This is a genomic window from Cecembia calidifontis, assembly GCF_004216715.1.
GTDB lineage: Bacteria > Bacteroidota > Bacteroidia > Cytophagales > Cyclobacteriaceae > Cecembia_A > Cecembia_A calidifontis.
Map to the genome: position 1 here is coordinate 1,088,055 of NZ_SGXG01000001.1, position 20,808 is coordinate 1,108,862.

Annotated in this window: 16 protein-coding genes; 11 read left to right on the forward strand and 5 right to left on the reverse strand. The window is 35.0% G+C overall.

What is annotated here, in order from left to right:
• The first annotated feature begins 69 nt into the window (after positions 1 to 69).
• Together BC751_RS04660 and BC751_RS04665 are read left to right on the forward strand one after the other, a co-directional pair.
• A complete protein-coding gene (locus BC751_RS04660) occupies positions 70 to 288 on the forward strand; it encodes a helix-turn-helix domain-containing protein (RefSeq protein ID WP_130274491.1) in 219 nt (72 codons plus the stop codon).
• 2 nt (positions 289 to 290) lie between these two features.
• A complete protein-coding gene (locus BC751_RS04665; protein WP_130274492.1) occupies positions 291 to 992 on the forward strand; it encodes a hypothetical protein in 702 nt (233 codons plus the stop codon).
• Here BC751_RS04665 and BC751_RS04670 read toward each other — a convergent pair.
• On the reverse strand, positions 979 to 1,848 hold the full coding sequence (locus BC751_RS04670) for a TaqI-like C-terminal specificity domain-containing protein (protein WP_130274523.1): 870 nt from the start codon (positions 1,846 to 1,848) through the stop codon (positions 979 to 981). The genes BC751_RS04665 and BC751_RS04670 overlap by 14 nt on opposite strands.
• A gap of 159 nt (positions 1,849 to 2,007) precedes the next feature.
• Here BC751_RS04670 and BC751_RS04675 point away from each other — a divergent pair, with 159 nt between their 5' ends.
• On the forward strand, positions 2,008 to 3,315 hold the full coding sequence (locus tag BC751_RS04675; RefSeq protein WP_130273823.1) for an IS1380 family transposase: 1,308 nt from the start codon (positions 2,008 to 2,010) through the stop codon (positions 3,313 to 3,315).
• A 167-nt stretch (positions 3,316 to 3,482) separates the two neighbouring features.
• Here the strand turns inward: BC751_RS04675 and BC751_RS04680 are convergent, their stop codons facing one another.
• Together BC751_RS04680 and BC751_RS21855 are read right to left on the reverse strand one after the other, a co-directional pair.
• A complete protein-coding gene (locus BC751_RS04680; RefSeq protein ID WP_165389797.1) occupies positions 3,483 to 4,385 on the reverse strand; it encodes an Eco57I restriction-modification methylase domain-containing protein in 903 nt (300 codons plus the stop codon).
• Positions 4,386 to 4,429: 44 nt separating this feature from the next.
• A complete protein-coding gene (locus BC751_RS21855; RefSeq protein ID WP_165389798.1) occupies positions 4,430 to 4,756 on the reverse strand; it encodes a hypothetical protein in 327 nt (108 codons plus the stop codon).
• 53 nt (positions 4,757 to 4,809) lie between these two features.
• On the opposite strand from BC751_RS21855, the gene BC751_RS04685 reads away from it, so the two are divergent.
• Both BC751_RS04685 and BC751_RS04690 read left to right on the forward strand, forming a co-directional pair.
• Positions 4,810 to 5,028, forward strand: coding sequence for a helix-turn-helix domain-containing protein (locus BC751_RS04685; RefSeq protein ID WP_130274491.1), 219 nt, complete (start codon positions 4,810 to 4,812; stop codon positions 5,026 to 5,028).
• Positions 5,029 to 5,030: 2 nt separating this feature from the next.
• Positions 5,031 to 5,732, forward strand: coding sequence for a hypothetical protein (locus BC751_RS04690; protein ID WP_130274492.1), 702 nt, complete (start codon positions 5,031 to 5,033; stop codon positions 5,730 to 5,732).
• On the opposite strand, the gene BC751_RS04695 is transcribed toward BC751_RS04690, so the two are convergent.
• Entirely contained in the window at positions 5,719 to 7,455 is a 1,737-nt protein-coding gene (locus tag BC751_RS04695; protein ID WP_165389795.1) for an Eco57I restriction-modification methylase domain-containing protein, read from the reverse strand. The genes BC751_RS04690 and BC751_RS04695 overlap by 14 nt on opposite strands.
• A gap of 514 nt (positions 7,456 to 7,969) precedes the next feature.
• Positions 7,970 to 9,277 (reverse strand): IS1380 family transposase, encoded by a 1,308-nt coding sequence (locus BC751_RS04700; RefSeq protein ID WP_130273823.1) that lies wholly within the window; start codon positions 9,275 to 9,277, stop codon positions 7,970 to 7,972.
• 129 nt (positions 9,278 to 9,406) lie between these two features.
• Here BC751_RS04700 and BC751_RS04705 point away from each other — a divergent pair, with 129 nt between their 5' ends.
• The 6 genes from BC751_RS04705 (at position 9,407) to merTP (ending at position 20,797) form a co-directional block, all read left to right on the forward strand.
• Entirely contained in the window at positions 9,407 to 11,845 is a 2,439-nt protein-coding gene (locus BC751_RS04705) for a hypothetical protein (RefSeq protein WP_130274525.1), read from the forward strand.
• Positions 11,838 to 15,455 (forward strand): helicase-related protein, encoded by a 3,618-nt coding sequence (locus tag BC751_RS04710; RefSeq protein ID WP_130274526.1) that lies wholly within the window; start codon positions 11,838 to 11,840, stop codon positions 15,453 to 15,455. The genes BC751_RS04705 and BC751_RS04710 overlap by 8 nt, the downstream gene beginning before the upstream one ends.
• On the forward strand, positions 15,455 to 17,389 hold the full coding sequence (gene drmB / locus BC751_RS04715; protein ID WP_130274527.1) for a DUF1998 domain-containing protein: 1,935 nt from the start codon (positions 15,455 to 15,457) through the stop codon (positions 17,387 to 17,389). Before BC751_RS04710 ends, drmB begins: the two co-directional genes overlap by 1 nt.
• 454 nt (positions 17,390 to 17,843) lie before the next feature.
• The gene (locus BC751_RS04720) at positions 17,844 to 19,049 is read left to right on the forward strand and encodes an IS256 family transposase (protein ID WP_130274032.1); all 1,206 of its coding nucleotides are present in this window, start codon (positions 17,844 to 17,846) and stop codon (positions 19,047 to 19,049) included.
• Between the two features lie 352 nt (positions 19,050 to 19,401).
• Positions 19,402 to 20,205 (forward strand): arsenic resistance protein, encoded by an 804-nt coding sequence (locus BC751_RS04725; protein WP_207226836.1) that lies wholly within the window; start codon positions 19,402 to 19,404, stop codon positions 20,203 to 20,205.
• On the forward strand, positions 20,195 to 20,797 hold the full coding sequence (merTP, locus tag BC751_RS04730) for a mercuric transport protein MerTP (RefSeq protein WP_479722970.1): 603 nt from the start codon (positions 20,195 to 20,197) through the stop codon (positions 20,795 to 20,797). The genes BC751_RS04725 and merTP overlap by 11 nt, the downstream gene beginning before the upstream one ends.
• Positions 20,798 to 20,808 lie beyond the last annotated feature (11 nt).

The window sequence follows — 20,808 nt, forward strand, 5'->3', positions numbered from 1 at the left end:
TAACAAGAAAACTCACAGCTATACTTATAGTCCGTTGTACGATAAACTACAAAGTTGAATCTTTGCAATGTGGACATAAGAGTAAAAATTGGACAACGTCTTCGAGAACTAAGAACCAAAAAAGGACTTAGTCAAGAAAAGTTTGCTTTTACTTGCGACCTTGATAGAACTTATATCGCAAGTATTGAACAGGGCAAAAGAAATGTATCTGTTGCCAATATTGAAAAAATTGCAACTGCGTTAGATATGTCCATTTACGAATTTTTTAAATCAGATTTATTCAAGTAACAATGGACATCAAAGACTTTGAAAGAAAAATATTAAACGAACTTAAAGCAGTTGTAGAAACAATTCTTGACAAGAACCAAGAACCAAATATTTCTGCAAAATCAAGAGCAGGTGCAGAAATAAGTTCATTACTTGAAGAGCAGTTTGTAGCCGAAACAGCCAACCATCAGTATTTTAAAAAGTCTGTTGCCTCACCAGCAGGTGCAACCAAAAATCCTTGGGATGCAATGACTTATTTTAATATCAATGGACACGAAGAATTGATATGGATTGACTTTAAAGCAGTAAAAATTTCGAGTGCTGACAGCAATCCAGATATCGGAACACCAGACAAAATAATTGACCTTATATATAGTGGCTTCTTCTACTTGGCTTACGTTTTCGTTTACTATGAAGAAACTCAAAATGGATTGAAATTCGTAAAAAATGCTGACAGCGAATTTGTAAAAATCTATTTTCTGAAAGATATAAGTTCAACTTTCAGAAGAAACCCCAAAAATCAACTACAAGTAAATATTTCAGCAAAACCAGAAGAAAGAAGTAGAGAAGATTTTATAAATGTTCTTTTTGAGAAAATTGAAGAAAGTCATAAAAGACAAATTGAAATTTCTACCAAAGCATTAGAAAAACTTGCAGAAGGAAATACAAAAGCAAAACTGATTGAAATAAATAAGCAATCTGAAGATAAAATCAAAAATCTTTGATACTTGTTAAAACAGTTTCAATTTCATCTCTTGTTAATCCATAATAGTTATTAATTAAATCGTTCATCCTGACTGTTAATTCATTTTTGTTTGACGGACTTTCATAAAGTTTTTTCGTTAAATCAGTGAATTGTTTTTGCAAGGACTTGTTCATTGGAATATAGATTGTTCCTAAATCAGAAATCTTTATTTGTGGCTGCTTACCTTGTGAAAAGCGAATTATATTCATTTGTTGAGCATAGTAAGTCACCAAATCCGTATTTAACCAACCGCATAAAAAATAAAGAAAATCAATAGTTTCATCTGTATTATTTCTAAAAGAAAAAACATAAAGGCTATTGTTAGCAGAACTTTTATTCAAATCAAGAGTTGCAATTATTTCTTTTGCTGATTGGCGAATGTAAATTTTAGGATTTTCATAAATTGCTGTTTCACCCAAACCAATTCTTTTTTTATTCTTTACCCCAGCCTTTTCTAATTCTTGCTTTAGTTTCTCATTTATTTCATCTTGCAAAGGCTTGTTGTAATAGAAATATTTAGAGAAGCTTAGTTCACCGAACTTTTCCGATAACGCTTTAGAGCCTTGATAATAAGGGAATATAAGATTTTCATTTGTTTCAGGTTTATAACTGAAAGTAAATTTATCTTCCATATCAAGCAACATTACACAAGTCCGTAAATTCTTATTAGGGAAAAGCTGTAAAATGGTTTTATCTTTCTTAGAATTAATCTTGTCAATTATATTTTTTGAAACACTACAGCCATTATATCTAAACTTGTACTCATCATCTTTATTAAACCAACTTGATTGTAAAACATCATACGATTTTTGTGTTTTCCAATCTATGATTTTCACTCGATTATTTTTGTTGTTATTGTTTTTAGTTATTTCCTTAAATCCGCAGGGCGGATTTAAAAAAAGCCGAAAAAGTGGCTGAATTTATTCAATTCAGGCTTTTCCGGCTCGTTTTTTTTTCACTTATTTAGGTGTTACCACACATCCTTGATAAGCGGTATGAAAATTACGAATTCGACAGAAAAAATCACACCTTTCGGAGGTTTTAATTTTGTTTTTAACTCTTTCAAAAATTCTGGTCTCCCAGAACTCATTGATAATCAATTGGGGGTTAGAGCCTTAAGGGGAGGGTTTTCATACAGTGACATTTTCGCCAATCATATGGCTATTTTCTTTAATGGTGGCGACTGTACTGAAGATATCAATGTTCACTTGAGAGACGCACTTGAACAGGTCCCTTCATTTTCAGTATGCAGTGCCGATACAATTCTGAGAGGTATCAAAGAGCTTGCTGTTGATACAGAACTCTTTATAAATCCGTCCAGTGGAGTAAGCCATGAATTTAATATCAATGGAAAACTCAACAGCTTGTTGTTAAAATCAGCTTGTAAGACCGGATTACTCAAGTCAGGTGTTGCTTACGACCTCGATTATGACAACACCGTCATTCCAACTGAAAAGTACGATTCAAAAAAGACATATAAACACGTCTATGGATATCAGCCAGGTGTAGCTTCCATAGCACATCCTGAATTTTCACAGGCCATTCCTGTGTACGTAGAGGGCAGAAATGGCAACAGTCAGGCCAAATATTTGCAGGCTGATACACTTACACGCATGTTTGGGCAGCTTACCAATGAAAATATCCGTATCGGAAGGTTCAGAGCCGATTCAGCATCCTATCAGGAAGAAGTTCTCCGCACACTGGAAGCACATACCGAAAGCTTTTATATACGGGCAAACAGATGTGCCAAACTGGATAATATCCTTGGAAGTATAGCCCCTGAGAAGTGGCAGAAAATACGTTTGGGTGTACAGGAAATGGAAGTTACTGACCTATCCGACTACAAACCTTTCGGTAAAGACAGGTCTTACAGGCTGGTCATTACCAGAATCAGGCGTAAAGACGGGCAGGCAGATGTGTTTAGTGGAGATGCATTTACTTACAGGGCTATTCTGACCAATGAACATACATCGTCCAATGAAGCTGTTGTAAGGTTTTATAACGCCCGGGGTGCAAGCGAACGCTTGTTTGATGTACTCAACAATGACTTTGGCTGGTCTAAGTTGCCCTGTTCGTTCCTTGCAGAGAATACCTCCTTTATGCTTATGACGGCTATGTATGCCAATTTTTACACCTATATCATTGGAGAGTATTCCAGAAAAGTTGATTGGCTTAAGCCTACCGACAGGCTCAAGAAGTTTATCTTCAGATTTATCACTGTTTCAGCCAAGTGGATAAGAACGGGAAGAAGAGAAGTGCTCAAACTGTTCACGAGTAAGGATTACAAGCCGATTTTGAACTAAATTCAGATAAAAACCCCTCAGGAGCTCAAAAAATAAAGATTTACAGGGAAGAGGTATGCCTTTTCCATTAAAATTGAGGAAAAAAACCGTCCATTTTATCCTCAAACCTAAAATCCATTGTCTCAAAACTATGAACACTCTTCAATCAAAGGGAAGAAATTCCCGAACTAGACCAAAAATGAACACAAACAAGCAGATTCAAATCTCCAAACTAAAATCCTGCGGATTTTAGGTATTTTTAAAATAACTTGACCGCTTGCAACATCGAAATCTTTAATATTAACCTGCAACTCGTTAATAATTGTTTGCTCTAAAAGAAACTTACGTGTGTAAACGTAGGCTGTTTCAAAAAATGAAACATCAATTATGAAACTTAATTTACCATCTTGTTTAAGCAAATCCAATGAATGTTCAATAAAGAGCATCACCAAATTAAGTTTACCGTTTTTCACATAATCTGGAAACTGCTCATAATTTCTGAGGTAATTAACTCTTTGCTCCTCATTCTCCTTTTTATCTCTACGACCATAAAGCGTTACATATGGCGGATTACCAATTATAAAATCAAAAGAGCCATACAAATCAGAAAATGGTGTAGGAGTCAAGTCATCAAATAAACCTTTGGGTGCTTTTTTGTCCGTAAAGTCCCAATTAATCGCATTAAATGAACCTTTAAATTTTTCGCCAAAAAGGAATAAATAAAATGCTGAAATATTGTCAATCGTTTTTTTCACCATTAAACTATCAACATCAACGAAGAATAAATTTCTTTCAATGAAATTTGAAATCAATAATTCGTCAGGATATTTTTCATAAATCCTAGCAATTAATCTAAGGAGAAAAATTCCCTGACCGCAAGAAGGCTCAAGTATTTTTTTGTGAAATACATCAGCATCAATTTCAATTACATCTAAAAGTTTATCAATTGTAGAAATTGAATTAGTAAAGAAAACTCCGTTTTGTTTTCGGCTTCCTCCATTGAGTTTTTGTTCAAAAACGGTCTGACCTGAAACTTTCATTTCAAGGAACTTCAAGACATCGTTCTGACTTTTTTGAACTTTTACAGACATATCGGACTCTATTTTCATTACGCTGACAAAGATACAAATGATACTTATAATCTACAAGCAAACTTATGAACAATTTCAAAAAAACAACGAAAGACAAGAACGCCAGCCTGTAACAGCGGTTTTGCAAAAGCGGGGGTGCAGTGCTTCGGTTGACAGTTTTTTCGTATAATTGAAGTGCGGTTTTTCAAATGAACGGTAGTGCTAAAAAGCCCCGCCTTCGCAAAGCCGCCAAACGTTACAGGCAAGCGTAGGACGACAGTGCTAATATCAAAGGCAACGACAAATCCTAAATTTCTGAAATCATAAAAGCAATTTTTCTTATTGACTTTAGACCAAGCCCACCCACCACCCAAATTAACAAGAAAACTCACAGCTATACTTATAGTCCGTTGTACGATAAACTACAAAGTTGAATCTTTGCAATGTGGACATAAGAGTAAAAATTGGACAACGTCTTCGAGAACTAAGAACCAAAAAAGGACTTAGTCAAGAAAAGTTTGCTTTTACTTGCGACCTTGATAGAACTTATATCGCAAGTATTGAACAGGGCAAAAGAAATGTATCTGTTGCCAATATTGAAAAAATTGCAACTGCGTTAGATATGTCCATTTACGAATTTTTTAAATCAGATTTATTCAAGTAACAATGGACATCAAAGACTTTGAAAGAAAAATATTAAACGAACTTAAAGCAGTTGTAGAAACAATTCTTGACAAGAACCAAGAACCAAATATTTCTGCAAAATCAAGAGCAGGTGCAGAAATAAGTTCATTACTTGAAGAGCAGTTTGTAGCCGAAACAGCCAACCATCAGTATTTTAAAAAGTCTGTTGCCTCACCAGCAGGTGCAACCAAAAATCCTTGGGATGCAATGACTTATTTTAATATCAATGGACACGAAGAATTGATATGGATTGACTTTAAAGCAGTAAAAATTTCGAGTGCTGACAGCAATCCAGATATCGGAACACCAGACAAAATAATTGACCTTATATATAGTGGCTTCTTCTACTTGGCTTACGTTTTCGTTTACTATGAAGAAACTCAAAATGGATTGAAATTCGTAAAAAATGCTGACAGCGAATTTGTAAAAATCTATTTTCTGAAAGATATAAGTTCAACTTTCAGAAGAAACCCCAAAAATCAACTACAAGTAAATATTTCAGCAAAACCAGAAGAAAGAAGTAGAGAAGATTTTATAAATGTTCTTTTTGAGAAAATTGAAGAAAGTCATAAAAGACAAATTGAAATTTCTACCAAAGCATTAGAAAAACTTGCAGAAGGAAATACAAAAGCAAAACTGATTGAAATAAATAAGCAATCTGAAGATAAAATCAAAAATCTTTGATACTTGTTAAAACAGTTTCAATTTCATCTCTTGTTAATCCATAATAGTTATTAATTAAATCGTTCATCCTGACTGTTAATTCATTTTTGTTTGACGGACTTTCATAAAGTTTTTTCGTTAAATCAGTGAATTGTTTTTGCAAGGACTTGTTCATTGGAATATAGATTGTTCCTAAATCAGAAATCTTTATTTGTGGCTGCTTACCTTGTGAAAAGCGAATTATATTCATTTGTTGAGCATAGTAAGTCACCAAATCCGTATTTAACCAACCGCATAAAAAATAAAGAAAATCAATAGTTTCATCTGTATTATTTCTAAAAGAAAAAACATAAAGGCTATTGTTAGCAGAACTTTTATTCAAATCAAGAGTTGCAATTATTTCTTTTGCTGATTGGCGAATGTAAATTTTAGGATTTTCATAAATTGCTGTTTCACCCAAACCAATTCTTTTTTTATTCTTTACCCCAGCCTTTTCTAATTCTTGCTTTAGTTTCTCATTTATTTCATCTTGCAAAGGCTTGTTGTAATAGAAATATTTAGAGAAGCTTAGTTCACCGAACTTTTCCGATAACGCTTTAGAGCCTTGATAATAAGGGAATATAAGATTTTCATTTGTTTCAGGTTTATAACTGAAAGTAAATTTATCTTCCATATCAAGCAACATTACACAAGTCCGTAAATTCTTATTAGGGAAAAGCTGTAAAATGGTTTTATCTTTCTTAGAATTAATCTTGTCAATTATATTTTTTGAAACACTACAGCCATTATATCTAAACTTGTACTCATCATCTTTATTAAACCAACTTGATTGTAAAACATCATACGATTTTTGTGTTTTCCAATCTATGATTTTCACTCGATTATTTTTGTTGTTATTGTTTTTAGTTATTTTTAAAATAACTTGACCGCTTGCAACATCGAAATCTTTAATATTAACCTGCAACTCGTTAATAATTGTTTGCTCTAAAAGAAACTTACGTGTGTAAACGTAGGCTGTTTCAAAAAATGAAACATCAATTATGAAACTTAATTTACCATCTTGTTTAAGCAAATCCAATGAATGTTCAATAAAGAGCATCACCAAATTAAGTTTACCGTTTTTCACATAATCTGGAAACTGCTCATAATTTCTGAGGTAATTAACTCTTTGCTCCTCATTCTCCTTTTTATCTCTACGACCATAAAGCGTTACATATGGCGGATTACCAATTATAAAATCAAAAGAGCCATACAAATCAGAAAATGGTGTAGGAGTCAAGTCATCAAATAAACCTTTGGGTGCTTTTTTGTCCGTAAAGTCCCAATTAATCGCATTAAATGAACCTTTAAATTTTTCGCCAAAAAGGAATAAATAAAATGCTGAAATATTGTCAATCGTTTTTTTCACCATTAAACTATCAACATCAACGAAGAATAAATTTCTTTCAATGAAATTTGAAATCAATAATTCGTCAGGATATTTTTCATAAATCCTAGCAATTAATCTAAGGAGAAAAATTCCCTGACCGCAAGAAGGCTCAAGTATTTTTTTGTGAAATACATCAGCATCAATTTCAATTACATCTAAAAGTTTATCAATTGTAGAAATTGAATTAGTAAAGAAAACTCCGTTTTGTTTTCGGCTTCCTCCATTGAGTTTTTGTTCAAAAACGGTCTGACCTGAAACTTTCATTTCAAGGAACTTCAAGACATCGTTCTGACTTTTTTGAACTTTTACAGACATATCGGACTCTATTTTCATTACGCTGACAAAGATACAAATGATACTTATAATCTACAAGCAAACTTATGAACAATTTCAAAAAAACAACGAAAGACAAGAACGCCAGCCTGTAACAGCGGTTTTGCAAAAGCGGGGGTGCAGTGCTTCGGTTGACAGTTTTTTCGTATAATTGAAGTGCGGTTTTTCAAATGAACGGTAGTGCTAAAAAGCCCCGCCTTCGCAAAGCCGCCAAACGTTATGCAACACCCTAAACGAACACCGAGATAAATTGAAAGGTATTGCCTAAAATCCGCAGGATTTTAGTTTGGAGATTTGAATCTGCTTGTTTGTGTTCATTTTTGGTCTAGTTCGGGAATTTCTTCCCTTTGATTGAAGAGTGTTCATAGTTTTGAGACAATGGATTTTAGGTTTGAGGATAAAATGGACGGTTTTTTTCCTCAATTTTAATGGAAAAGGCATACCTCTTCCCTGTAAATCTTTATTTTTTGAGCTCCTGAGGGGTTTTTATCTGAATTTAGTTCAAAATCGGCTTGTAATCCTTACTCGTGAACAGTTTGAGCACTTCTCTTCTTCCCGTTCTTATCCACTTGGCTGAAACAGTGATAAATCTGAAGATAAACTTCTTGAGCCTGTCGGTAGGCTTAAGCCAATCAACTTTTCTGGAATACTCTCCAATGATATAGGTGTAAAAATTGGCATACATAGCCGTCATAAGCATAAAGGAGGTATTCTCTGCAAGGAACGAACAGGGCAACTTAGACCAGCCAAAGTCATTGTTGAGTACATCAAACAAGCGTTCGCTTGCACCCCGGGCGTTATAAAACCTTACAACAGCTTCATTGGACGATGTATGTTCATTGGTCAGAATAGCCCTGTAAGTAAATGCATCTCCACTAAACACATCTGCCTGCCCGTCTTTACGCCTGATTCTGGTAATGACCAGCCTGTAAGACCTGTCTTTACCGAAAGGTTTGTAGTCGGATAGGTCAGTAACTTCCATTTCCTGTACACCCAAACGTATTTTCTGCCACTTCTCAGGGGCTATACTTCCAAGGATATTATCCAGTTTGGCACATCTGTTTGCCCGTATATAAAAGCTTTCGGTATGTGCTTCCAGTGTGCGGAGAACTTCTTCCTGATAGGATGCTGAATCGGCTCTGAACCTTCCGATACGGATATTTTCATTGGTAAGCTGCCCAAACATGCGTGTAAGTGTATCAGCCTGCAAATATTTGGCCTGACTGTTGCCATTTCTGCCCTCTACGTACACAGGAATGGCCTGTGAAAATTCAGGATGTGCTATGGAAGCTACACCTGGCTGATATCCATAGACGTGTTTATATGTCTTTTTTGAATCGTACTTTTCAGTTGGAATGACGGTGTTGTCATAATCGAGGTCGTAAGCAACACCTGACTTGAGTAATCCGGTCTTACAAGCTGATTTTAACAACAAGCTGTTGAGTTTTCCATTGATATTAAATTCATGGCTTACTCCACTGGACGGATTTATAAAGAGTTCTGTATCAACAGCAAGCTCTTTGATACCTCTCAGAATTGTATCGGCACTGCATACTGAAAATGAAGGGACCTGTTCAAGTGCGTCTCTCAAGTGAACATTGATATCTTCAGTACAGTCGCCACCATTAAAGAAAATAGCCATATGATTGGCGAAAATGTCACTGTATGAAAACCCTCCCCTTAAGGCTCTAACCCCCAATTGATTATCAATGAGTTCTGGGAGACCAGAATTTTTGAAAGAGTTAAAAACAAAATTAAAACCTCCGAAAGGTGTGATTTTTTCTGTCGAATTCGTAATTTTCATACCGCTTATCTAGTTTGAGTGGTATCATCTAAATAAGTGAAAAAAAACGAGCCGGAAAAGCCTGAATTGAATAAATTCAGCCACTTTTTCGGCTTTTTTTAAATCCGCCCTGCGGATTTAAGGTATTGAATGAAATTACAAATACAAAGCTATCTAACCCAAATAAATTCCGAAATACAGGAATCCTACTCGGACGAAATCAATCTTCGCGAGACTGATTTTGAAAAGTATAGCATATTTGACTTTGTAAACTTTCACTTAATTTACCAACACATTCTAAACGACAAGTCTAACAAAAACGACCTTTTCATATCCATACCCGAAGACGAATACAGAGAAAACTTTTTTGCTTCAATTTTCCATTCAATCGTTCTAATCAAACTCTACCAAAATTTCTTTAACGATAGAACTAACCCGCCTATCGAAATTGGAGATTTAGTATATTCCCATAAAAAAAAGCGGGTGTATCAAGTAAAAGGGAAAAACTCTTCGGGGTTAACTCTTCAATATCAATTTCCTAAGAAGAACGAAAAAGGGGCAAGAATTCAAAATCGAGATAGTAGGTTCTATAAATTAAATCCCAACTTATCAAACGGGAGAAATACAGCTAAAAACATTGACAGTTATGTCAATTACCTAAACAATATGTTCGGAGATAGTTTCCCTTTCATTACAGACTTCAAGAACAGAACGTTGGTGATTGCCGAAAAGAAATTTTTCAAGGAAAGTAAATTTTTGCCGATTAGATACACAAATAAAAACGGGAAAATCAGCAATGATTTACCATTTTTCAGCTACTTGGTTGAATGTTGCAATGACTTCGATTCCGCACAAAACTTTCTGCTAAATCAAAACCAAACGTTTGACGAAGTTATAATTATTGGAGATTCCAAGTATCGTGATGATTTTGACTTCATTCTGCAAGAAAAATATCGAGACAAGTACAAAAACATCATCATTATTGGCACAGAAAAGCCAAGTTCTGAAAACCAATTTTTAGAATGGTGGTGGTCTAATGACGAAGTAAAAATTGCTAATAATGAATTGCCAAACAACACAAAAAAAGTTTGTTTGAAGAATGACAATCTTTATTCCCTGTTTTCAGAACTAAAGGAAGATATTCAAAACATAAAAGACGAAAGTAAGGTAAATCTTGCCTTTGTGTTAAAGTACACCAATTTCTTTTTGAGGGTAATTTTGGTAAACACTAATCTGTCAAAAGGGATTTTTCAAGAGTATTTAGACCGACTAAATCATTATTTCCAAAGCGAAGCTTTTTCAGAAGAATTAAACAGTCTTTTTTACGAAAAAGACATCTACAATCCTGATACAATTAAAAGTTATACAGACCGCATTTTCAACTATTTTTCAAAAATTTCAAGCACATTAGGAAGTGAAAATTTGAAATGGGATTACATTAAGCAAAAGGCAAAAGAAATCAATCCTAAACCAATATACGTAATCGTAGAAAAGAAAAACTATGATGCTGTCTCTGTTCAAATTAAGAACGAAAAAATCCACAACATCCAGCTGATAAGTGAGAAACGGATTGACAGCTCAAAGCTCTATTTGGACAAATGGTTGAATGATGACCAAAATTCTAAAAACAAATTGGTACTTGTTCCCTATTTAAACAATATGGAACTCTATACAAAAATCAAAGCCATAAAGGGAAATTGCGAGATTTTATGTTATGAATATTTAGACGAAATTTCGTTTGACAATGTTGAACAAGCGTACCAAAATCAAGAAAAAACAAAATTAAATCACAAGGATAGATTAGTGTTTTTCAAAACGGATTTTTCCCACCCAACAGAAATAAAAAAACGAGAGTTGGATGATATTTTTTCTTTTGACTTGAATAATGAAAACTTCAAAAACAATCCTTATGAAGCACTTGAATTACCAAAAGAAAGTGCTATTTATGAAGTTCAATTTAGTGATGGAACGATTGAGAAATTCGATTCTACAAAAGGCGTTTTTCTAATAGAAAATGGCGAACAAATCAAAACAACCATTGGAGAATTGTACAGTAACGCAACAGTTAGGTTTTACCAAAACAACAGCAAAGAAGAATTTAGGAAAATCCTGAAAATCTTTGATACAGACAATTTATTGGATTCGTTTGACAAGTATTCCGATAGTTGGAAACAAACATTAAAGGATTTATCCGTGCAATTTGGAAGTACAGAAAGACTATACGACTCCCTTTTCCATTCATACAAAATCCATTACAACACATTCCGAAATTACATAGATACTGATTGTGTAACACGGTTTCCAAGGGTAAAAACAATGGAGGTTATCTGTGATTTCTGTTTGAAGAATAATCGTACAGATGAACTGATTGTAACTGAATTTGACAAATTCAAGATGTATTCTAAAAAAGACCATTCCATAAGGCAACAAGCAGGAAAAATTTTAGGCAATGATTTATTGGACTATATCGCTTCAAACAAAGAAGAAAAAAGCGATTCTTTAGAAAAATTACCTAACGACATTTTAGAAAAACTGACAGCGACAATACAAGAAAAGACCATAATTAAAAAAACTTTGGTAGATGAGTAACTACGTAAACGAGCCAAGATTGATATTTCGTGATACAATTCAAAACAACTTGATAGGTCCCGGTTCTGATGTTTTTGTATCCGATTCTGAAAACGAAATCATTTCTGATTATCCTTTAAGCAGGTATTACTCAGGGATTTTATTCCCCGAACGTGATATTGATGAACCCAAAAAGGACAGTATTGGAAAAAATGCTGATGCTAATGCAAATGCTGAAACGGAAGATGATAATAAAGACGTTCCACCACCGCCAGAAGATAATTCAATGGAAGATGAAAATGATGATGATTATAACAATACTGCTAAACCTCCAAAATCAGAAGATGAAAAAGAATATTCAGAAGCCAATCAATATTTCCCGACAAATTTCGGTTTGACTTTTTGCGTTCCGAAAGATGCAAAAACTTTGACTGTAAGTTTCAATTATGCAAAGTACATTCAAATAAGCCCAACAGATGCAACAGTAGAAATTTCAGAGGAAGATTTTGAAAAGTTTACCGAGAACCCATACAACTCAATCAGCAAATATTTCAGCTATGAAAATGGACTAATGTCCTTAAACAAAGAAGAATTTGCCAAGGGTGGTTTGTCCGTTCGCAATTATAGAAGCCGATTTAAGGAAAACGAACAGCAACAAGAATTAATTGATAGTGTTGGCTACAAAAAAGGGGAACTTATATTAGGACAACGACTTTGGAAAAGAGTCAAAAGAGAACCCGTAATTGTTGAGTTAAATCTAAAGGAAATAAACGCTGATGAATCAAAGGAATATCCGTTAGACCAAAACCAAGAGGACAATTCTATTATTACTTGTTACTACAAGAAAATTTATGAAACGCCATACGGCAAATTCATAAAAATTCTATTGGCAAACAGATTGAACCACCCGAAAAATAAATTTTCGTTTGGTAATGAACTTTTAAACACAAAAGCAATTTTTCAGGGCGAAATTGCCGTTTCGGGTGTTCCATTTTTACCATACAAGCAAATTTCCGAAACAAATCCGTTTGACGAAGAATTAAACCTAATCAATTTTCAATACAGAAATGAAAACTCTTTTGCCATTGGACACGGATGTGCGGTTACTTGGAATAACGACAAAAATCCAACGGAGTTAAAAACCACCTTTTTACCCGAAGTTGATATTAAAAATTACAGTAACGCTTTTAAAGACACTTTCCCCACAAATTTGAAAGATATAACCGAGTTGAAGCAACTTTCAATTTGGACTGATTTCGACAAATCAACAATCATTCAAAAATTAAAGCTATTTGCCAAAGAGTACAAAAATTGGATAACTGAGCAAGAAAAAACAACTACGGAAGACAATTACAAAAAACCGTTACGAACCATTTTAGAAAAGCAAAATAAAACATACGAAAGACTAATCAAAAACATTGAATTTCTAAATGACAACGAAACAGCTTTTAAATCTTTCTTGTTGGCAAATACGGCAATGTATATTCAAATGCTAATCTCTAACAAAGATTTATTTGGCAAAAAAGGAATTGAACTATCCGAAATCGACAAAAACTTCAATTACAATGATTTAGATTTTTTCAAAAATCATTCGTTCAAGCCAAATTACAGACCGTTCCAATTAGCATTCTTCCTTTTGAATATTGAATCTACAATTAATGAAGATTCAGACGATAGAAACAATGTTGTTGATTTACTTTGGTTTCCGACAGGTGGCGGAAAAACAGAAGCCTATTTGGCAATTACGGCTTTTACCATAATTAGCCGAAGAATTTTACACGGTAAAGATGCTGATGGAGTTTCCGTAATAATGCGATATACATTGCGATTGTTGACAGCCCAACAATTTGAACGAGCAACAAAACTGATTCTATCGTTGGACTTTTTGAGAAGGAACTTTCATTCAGGCGATAATTACTTTTTTGGCGATGATAAAGTTTCAATTGGCATGTGGGTTGGAGCATCTACAACGCCAAACTCCTATTCTGACGCTCGGACAATTTTTAAAAAAGTATTTGATGAAATTACAAAGCTGAATAACAGAAAAACAGGCGATTATCGTAAAGCAAATACGTTTCCAATTACCAACTGTTCTTGGTGTGGTTGTAATTTAGTTACCCAAAACCAATCGGGAAAATTTGATTTGGGTTACAAAGCAACCGACAAAACGTTTTCAACCAACTGTTTAAATCCTGATTGTGCATTTAGTGCGGAGTTGCCAATTTATTTTGTGGATGATAAAATTTACCAAAATCCACCGACTTTGCTGTTTGCGACAGTTGATAAATTTGCAATGCTTTCGCATAGACAAGAAGGGCATCATCTTTTTAATTCTTTGAAAGAAAACAAACTACCTCCTGATTTGATTATTCAAGATGAGTTGCACTTGTTGAGTGGACCTTTGGGCTCAATCACTGGATTATACGAATCTATTGTTGAAATGCTTTCAACTAAAGGAAAAAGAAAACCTAAAATCATTACTTCAACAGCAACAACCCGAAATACGGAACAACAAGTTGCAATGCTTTACGGAAATAGAGCATTAAACATATTTCCACCAATGGGAGTAACTTATGATGACAACTTCTTTTCTTACGTTTCAACCGAAAGTAAAAGGAAGCATATCGGTTTTATGCCAACGGGGAAAACGGCTTTAAATTCTCAAATACGGATCTTAGGAAATTTGCTTTTGGCTCGTATTGAGTTATTCAAGTATTACAGAGTAAAGGAAAATTTATCACAAGAAGAAGCAATAAGCCGAGAAAATAATTTTTGGACAATTGTTTCATTTTACAACAGTCTGCGTGATGTTGGTAAGGTTTACAACAAGGTGCCTGCGGAAATTTCGGATTTCTTGAAACTCTTACACAACCGCTACCAATTTAATAAACAAATTTACGGCTTTAACTATTTTGGGCTTGCAGGAAGAACAAAAGAATTGACGAGTAGAATAGAAAGTAATTCTATCAAGAAGCTATTGGACGAACTCGAAATGAAATTCAGTCTAATTGCAAAAGACGGATGGAGTTTCGTTCAAAACACAGTCGATTTGGTTTTAGCTTCAAATATGTTTTCAGTTGGTATTGATATTGAACGACTGAACGTAATGCTAATGAACGGTCAACCCAAAAATGTTGCTGAATACATTCAAGCATCAAGTCGCGTTGGAAGAAAAGACAAAGGGGTTGTTATCAATTTATTGGATGCCAATCGCTCAAGAGACAAGTCGTATTTTGAAAATTACGTTCCTTTCAATAACGCTTATTACAAATTTGTAGAACCGTTAAGTGTTACGCCATTTACCGAAATTGCTTTGGATAAAGTTTTGGCGAGCTTGTTGGTTTGTTTTGTCCGTCACAAACAAGGTTTATATCTCGACAAAAGAGCCAAAGATTTCACAGGCAATTATGAGGAGCTAAAAACTTTCATTTCGGAAAGAATCAAAAACAAAAAGCAATTGGATTATGCCTTGGACAAATTGAAGGGTTTAGCCGAAAAATGGACGACAAAAGAAGGCGATTTGACCTATAAAATTTTGATTAAAAAAATGTCCGATTTAGACGATTGGAGTTTAATGATGTCAATGAGAGAAATAGATACGAACAGCATTGTAAAAATAATAAACAGATAATGGGACAATTTGAGCAAATACAAACAAGAAAAGCCATTAGTTCGTATGGTGGCGTTGGTTCTATTATAGAAACAAGAGACGGTTCAATATTGATTGACAACTTCAACGAATGGCCTTTTTTTCAAACCATAAACGGACAATTTGAAGAACATAATTTTGTCATTGACAAAAGATTCAAAAACCGATTGAGCAAGTATTTTCAAGAGTTAGAACACTTGATAAAAATTCCTGTTAACGATTTAAAACAAGGCTATAGACCTGAAAATCCATTTGCTTTTTTATCTGCAAAATATTTTCCAGAGTGGTTTTATTGTAATAACTGTAACCGTTTTGATAGAATTGACAAGTGGAAAATCAATTGGGAAAATAATGTTGATTCGTATCATAAAGACAATTTTTATCCGCCCAAATGTTACAGTTGCTACGTTAAAAACAGAGATAGAAAAAGAAAGTTCTATGATTTGGAACAAGTTCGTTTTGTCCTAACATCGCCAAATGGAGAAATTGCTGATATACCTTGGGATAAATGGTCATTATTCAGAGGTAATAAAAAAGGCGAAAAAACAGAATCCAACGAATCACCAAGCGAAGAAGAAATTATCACACTTGCAAACATTCAAGTTCCGGATGATGTGATTTTTGAATACAAAACATCCGATAAAATGGATGATTTAAAGGGTATTTGGATAATTGCCAAAAGAAAAAACGGAGAGCAAATAAACTTTACAACGCTTTCGGGTTTATTCGATTTAAGGGTGAAAATTCAAGAATTGATTCCGAACACAAAGGAAACGGACATTCTATTTAAACCTGTTATTCGTTCAAGTAACAGCGTTTACTACCCAAATATTTTGTCGAGTATTTTCATTCCTGCCAATGATGAGCTAAATGAGTTTTCAATCAACTTGGTTAAAGAAGAATACAATGACGGAAGTAATGCCCAAACAATTTCGAGAAACCTAAAACGCTATAAAAACATAGACATAGATTCCGAAACAGTTCAGAAACTGATTGATAACAATTTCAGCGAAAAAAACCTTGAAATTGCAAAAACTGAAAATGAATATCGGTTTGACGAATATAAATTCATTACTGAAAAAGATAGCGAGAGAATTGACGATAAATTGATTTTCAATAAAATAAACAGTTCTTTTTTTCAAAGTGATTTGATAAAATCCGTTTTCAAAATGGATAAAATAAAAATTTCGTCTGTTCAGACTTCGTACACAAGGCAAGAGCCAATTGCATCAAGTGCAATTTTAGATGATGAAGACCCTGAAAAAACCACAATTGAAAGTATCGTGAAGAAATTCACTTCTACTTATGGTAAAACAACAAAATATTTACCAGCGATTGAAAGTTTTGGCGAAGGTGTGTTTTTTGAATTTGACAATAAAGCCTTGGATGAATGGATTAAAAACAACCCCAAAATACAAGAACGGATTTCAATTTTAATCGGAAACAAACAACAGTTTGAATCGACTTTTAATGAAGACTTTGACTTAAACCCAAAATATGTTCTCATTCATACATTTTCGCATTTAATCATTAAAGAATTGGAGTATTTGTGCGGTTATCCATCAACTTCAATTCAAGAACGATTATACATTGACGAAAATGCCGAAATGAACGGAGTTTTAATTTACACAATTGCAGGTTCAGAGGGGAGTTATGGAGGAATAACATCAATTTGTGATGACGACAGAATAGGAAGACTAATTGAATCAGCAATGATTCGTGCCATTGACTGTGCAACAGACCCAATTTGCTACCATACACACGGACAAGGAGTTGCCAACTTGAATCTTTCCGCTTGTTTCAGTTGTACATTGTTACCCGAAACGTCTTGCGAAAAATTCAATTGCTATCTCGACAGACGAATTTTAGTTGACAAAGATTACGGGTATTTTAAAGGATTGATAAACAGAACGTAAAAGGGCGATTGCATAACATCACCTATACGCAAGCAGGGGTTTTGTGCTTAGTAGGACAGGAAAGTGGAAAAAATAAAGTTCAGTTCTTCGTTGGAAGTTCAGTGGTTAAAATCCCTGCCTGCGTATAGCTGAGAACCGTTACCTGCAATGCCGCGTTGCGTGCTTAACAGGAAAAAAACGGAGATGTGAGACAATTCTTAAAGACAAAATACTTGGGCAAAGCCCATCGGCTACTCGTCAGCAAAATAAAAGCGATGATGCTCGTCTATTTTTTAGAGGGACTATGACACAAACTGTGTAAGTTGGTTTCACTACTTACGAAGTTAAAGTTAAACCTCGAAATTCTCTGTGTGATTTAGAAGAAATCGCACAGGGAATTTGAGGAACCCGCGGTAGGCGCCCCCCGGTCTGTGTGTGGACAATTTCTTACCTTTATAACACACAGATTACAAAAATGAAAAAAGAAGATCTCCTAAATGATGACTTCCTCAAGCAGTTCAGGACTGCCGGGGAGCTTAATTCCTTCCTTCAACAGCTTCAGAAAAGAGCCGTTGAGAAAATGCTTGAAGGCGAGCTGGATGCCCATCTTGGCTATGAAAAGCATCAGAATTCCGATAATCCCAATTCAAGGAACGGCTATTCCACCAAAACAATAAAAAACACATTTGGGGAAGCTGAAATCAGAGTCCCAAGAGACAGGGACGGCAGCTTTGAGCCTGCCCTTGTGCCCAAACGCAGAAGCATGGCGGAGGGCGTTGAAAACGTGATCATTTCCATGTATGCCAAGGGAATGTCAAACCAGGACATCGAAGAACAGATCCGGGAGCTTTATGACATCAATGTTTCCTCCTCCACCATCTCAAGGGTTACCGGTGCCGTAGCGGAGGATATTGTTGCATGGAGAAACAGGCCGCTTGACCCTGTATACCTGATCGTTTGGATGGATGGTATATCCTTCAAAGTCAGGGAGAACTCCAAAGTGGTCAACAAGACCGTTTATATTGCCGTTGGCCTCAGAACTAACGGCCTTAAAGAGATCCTAGGCCTTTGGCTTGGCAAGAATGAATCTTCGGCTTTCTGGATGGGGGTACTCACCGACCTGAAAGCCAGAGGGGTTGAAGATATTCTCATAACGGCAACTGACAACCTGAACGGGTTTACTGATACGATAAAAGCTTCATTCCCCCAATCAGTCACTCAGATATGTGTCGTCCACCAGATCAGAAACGCATGTAGATATGTCGCATGGAAAGACCGCAGGGCGTTTACAAGGGATATGAAGGAAATTTATACCGCCCCTACAAAAGATGCTGCTTGGGCTGCCCTGAACGATTTTGCCAAAAAATGGGAATCCAAATACGCTTATGCCATCAAAAGCTGGAGGGACAACTGGGATGAACTCACCGTTTTCTTCGATTACCCGGCTGAAATCCGTAAAATCATCTATACCACCAACCTGATTGAAAATCTCAATGGAAAGATCAGAAAATACACCAAAAACAAGCTCTCTTTCCCGACAGATGATGCCGTAATGAAGTCTGTTTTCCTGGCTGCAAGAGAAGCATCGAAAAAATGGACTATGCCTATCAGAGACTGGGGAGCTATTCTTAACAGTTTCCTGCTTATATTTGGTGATAGGGTCAGGCTTCTTGATACCTGACAATAAAACCATAATTTGAAGTTTACACACTTATCGGGATAGTGTCGCTTTGTGCATCTAATGAAGTTTAGTGCTGAAAATCCCCGCCTTCGAAAAGCGGCAAAACGTTAGTGGCAAGGCTATAACGACACAACCAGACTAGTTACCGTAATTGAAAATATAAGAAACTGCAAAATCATTTAATGAATTCCATTAACAAATATCAAACAATAATAATCGGAATTGCAGTTCTCATCGGACTACTCATCGGACAAAATGGTTCAATTGGAAAATATGCTGAATACTTCATTGTCCCGTTTTTAATGATAATGCTTTTCGGGTTTTTTCTCAATATTCCAATTAAGTTAAGGACTTGTTTAAAAGTTTTTCTAATCTAAAATTTTTCTTGGCTAATATCGGAATCAACTTTGTCTGGACTCCAATATTTGCTTATGGCTTAGGATATTTTTTCCTCCATAACGAAGTGAGTCTTTGGATTGGTTTTGTGATGCTTATGGTAACCCCTTGCACGGATTGGTATTTGATTTTTACGGGAACTGCGAAAGGAAACACTCCTTTAAGTGCATCTGTACTTCCATTAAATTTGATTTTACAAGTAATTCTTTTGCCCATTTATTTACTTCTGTTTTTTGGTAAGACAGGTACAGTCGATTCAGCTGTTTTGTTTGAAAGTATCCTTTTGGTGTTACTTGTTCCTTTTGTTTTAGCTCAAACTACAAGGTCTATCTCAAAACAATTATCAAAAGGTAATTTTATTGAAAAGAGAATGTCACCTTTTTTTGAAAAAAGTCAGGTAATTTTTTTAGGCTTGGCCATTATGGCAATGTTTGCATCACAAGGAGCATACTTAACCAATAATCTTAAAATCGTTTTAATTTTACTTATTCCATTGCTCTTCTTTTTTATAGTCAATTTCTTATTTGGTCGGTTCGTGAGTTCCTTGTTAAAATTCAATTATGAAGATTCTGCAAGCTTAAATTTGACAACCTTGGCGAGAAATTCTCCAATATCATTGGCAATTGCTGTTACAGCATTTCCAAATGACCCTCTTGTTGCTTTGGCATTAGTCATTGGTCCGTTAATTGAATTGCCAATATTAGCTTTGGTATCACAAATATTATTGAAAATCAGAAACAAAAAGTTAATTGAAGAATAATTTACTCAAAGACAAGAGCTTTCGAAAGCTTGAAAAAAATATGAAAACAGATAATAAACTCGCAGGACTTGGACTTTTGACAGCAATTTCGGCTTCACTTTGCTGCATTACTCCTGTTCTGGCTTTATTGGCAGGGACAAGTGGACTTGCTTCAACTTTTTTTTGGCTTGACCCTTTAAGACCGTATTTAATTGGACTGACAGTTTTGGTAATTGGATTTGCTTGGTATCAAAAATTGAAGCCTCAAAAACAAGTGGACTGCAACTGCGACACGACAGAAAAAACACCATTCATACAGACAAAAAAATTTTTAGGCATAGTGACAATTTTTGCAGGACTTATGCTTGCTTTCCCAATGTATGCCAGCGTTTTCTTTCCAAAGACAACTAACCAAACTATTGTTGCGGACAAATCAAACATTCAGACGGCAGAATTTAAAATAAACGGAATGACCTGCTCAGGTTGCGAAGAACACGTAAACCATGAAGTAAACAAACTGACAGGAATAGTTATGACGACTGTTTCATACGAGAACAGAAACGCAATCATTGAATTTGACCAGACACAAACCAATATTGACGAAATAGAATAAGCCATTGAAAA

What these genes read in the sequence shown, in the direction of transcription:
- BC751_RS04665 (WP_130274492.1), top strand. Translation starts at nt 291, where the DNA reads ATGGACATCAAAGACTTTGAAAGAAAAATATTAAACGAACTTAAAGCA.
- BC751_RS04675 (WP_130273823.1), top strand. Translation starts at nt 2,008, where the DNA reads ATGAAAATTACGAATTCGACAGAAAAAATCACACCTTTCGGAGGTTTT.
- BC751_RS04680 (WP_165389797.1), bottom strand. Translation starts at nt 4,385, where the DNA reads ATGTCTGTAAAAGTTCAAAAAAGTCAGAACGATGTCTTGAAGTTCCTT.
- BC751_RS04690 (WP_130274492.1), top strand. Translation starts at nt 5,031, where the DNA reads ATGGACATCAAAGACTTTGAAAGAAAAATATTAAACGAACTTAAAGCA.
- BC751_RS04695 (WP_165389795.1), bottom strand. Translation starts at nt 7,455, where the DNA reads ATGTCTGTAAAAGTTCAAAAAAGTCAGAACGATGTCTTGAAGTTCCTT.
- BC751_RS04700 (WP_130273823.1), bottom strand. Translation starts at nt 9,277, where the DNA reads ATGAAAATTACGAATTCGACAGAAAAAATCACACCTTTCGGAGGTTTT.
- BC751_RS04705 (WP_130274525.1), top strand. Translation starts at nt 9,407, where the DNA reads ATGAAATTACAAATACAAAGCTATCTAACCCAAATAAATTCCGAAATA.
- BC751_RS04710 (WP_130274526.1), top strand. Translation starts at nt 11,838, where the DNA reads ATGAGTAACTACGTAAACGAGCCAAGATTGATATTTCGTGATACAATT.
- drmB (WP_130274527.1), top strand. Translation starts at nt 15,455, where the DNA reads ATGGGACAATTTGAGCAAATACAAACAAGAAAAGCCATTAGTTCGTAT.
- BC751_RS04720 (WP_130274032.1), top strand. Translation starts at nt 17,844, where the DNA reads ATGAAAAAAGAAGATCTCCTAAATGATGACTTCCTCAAGCAGTTCAGG.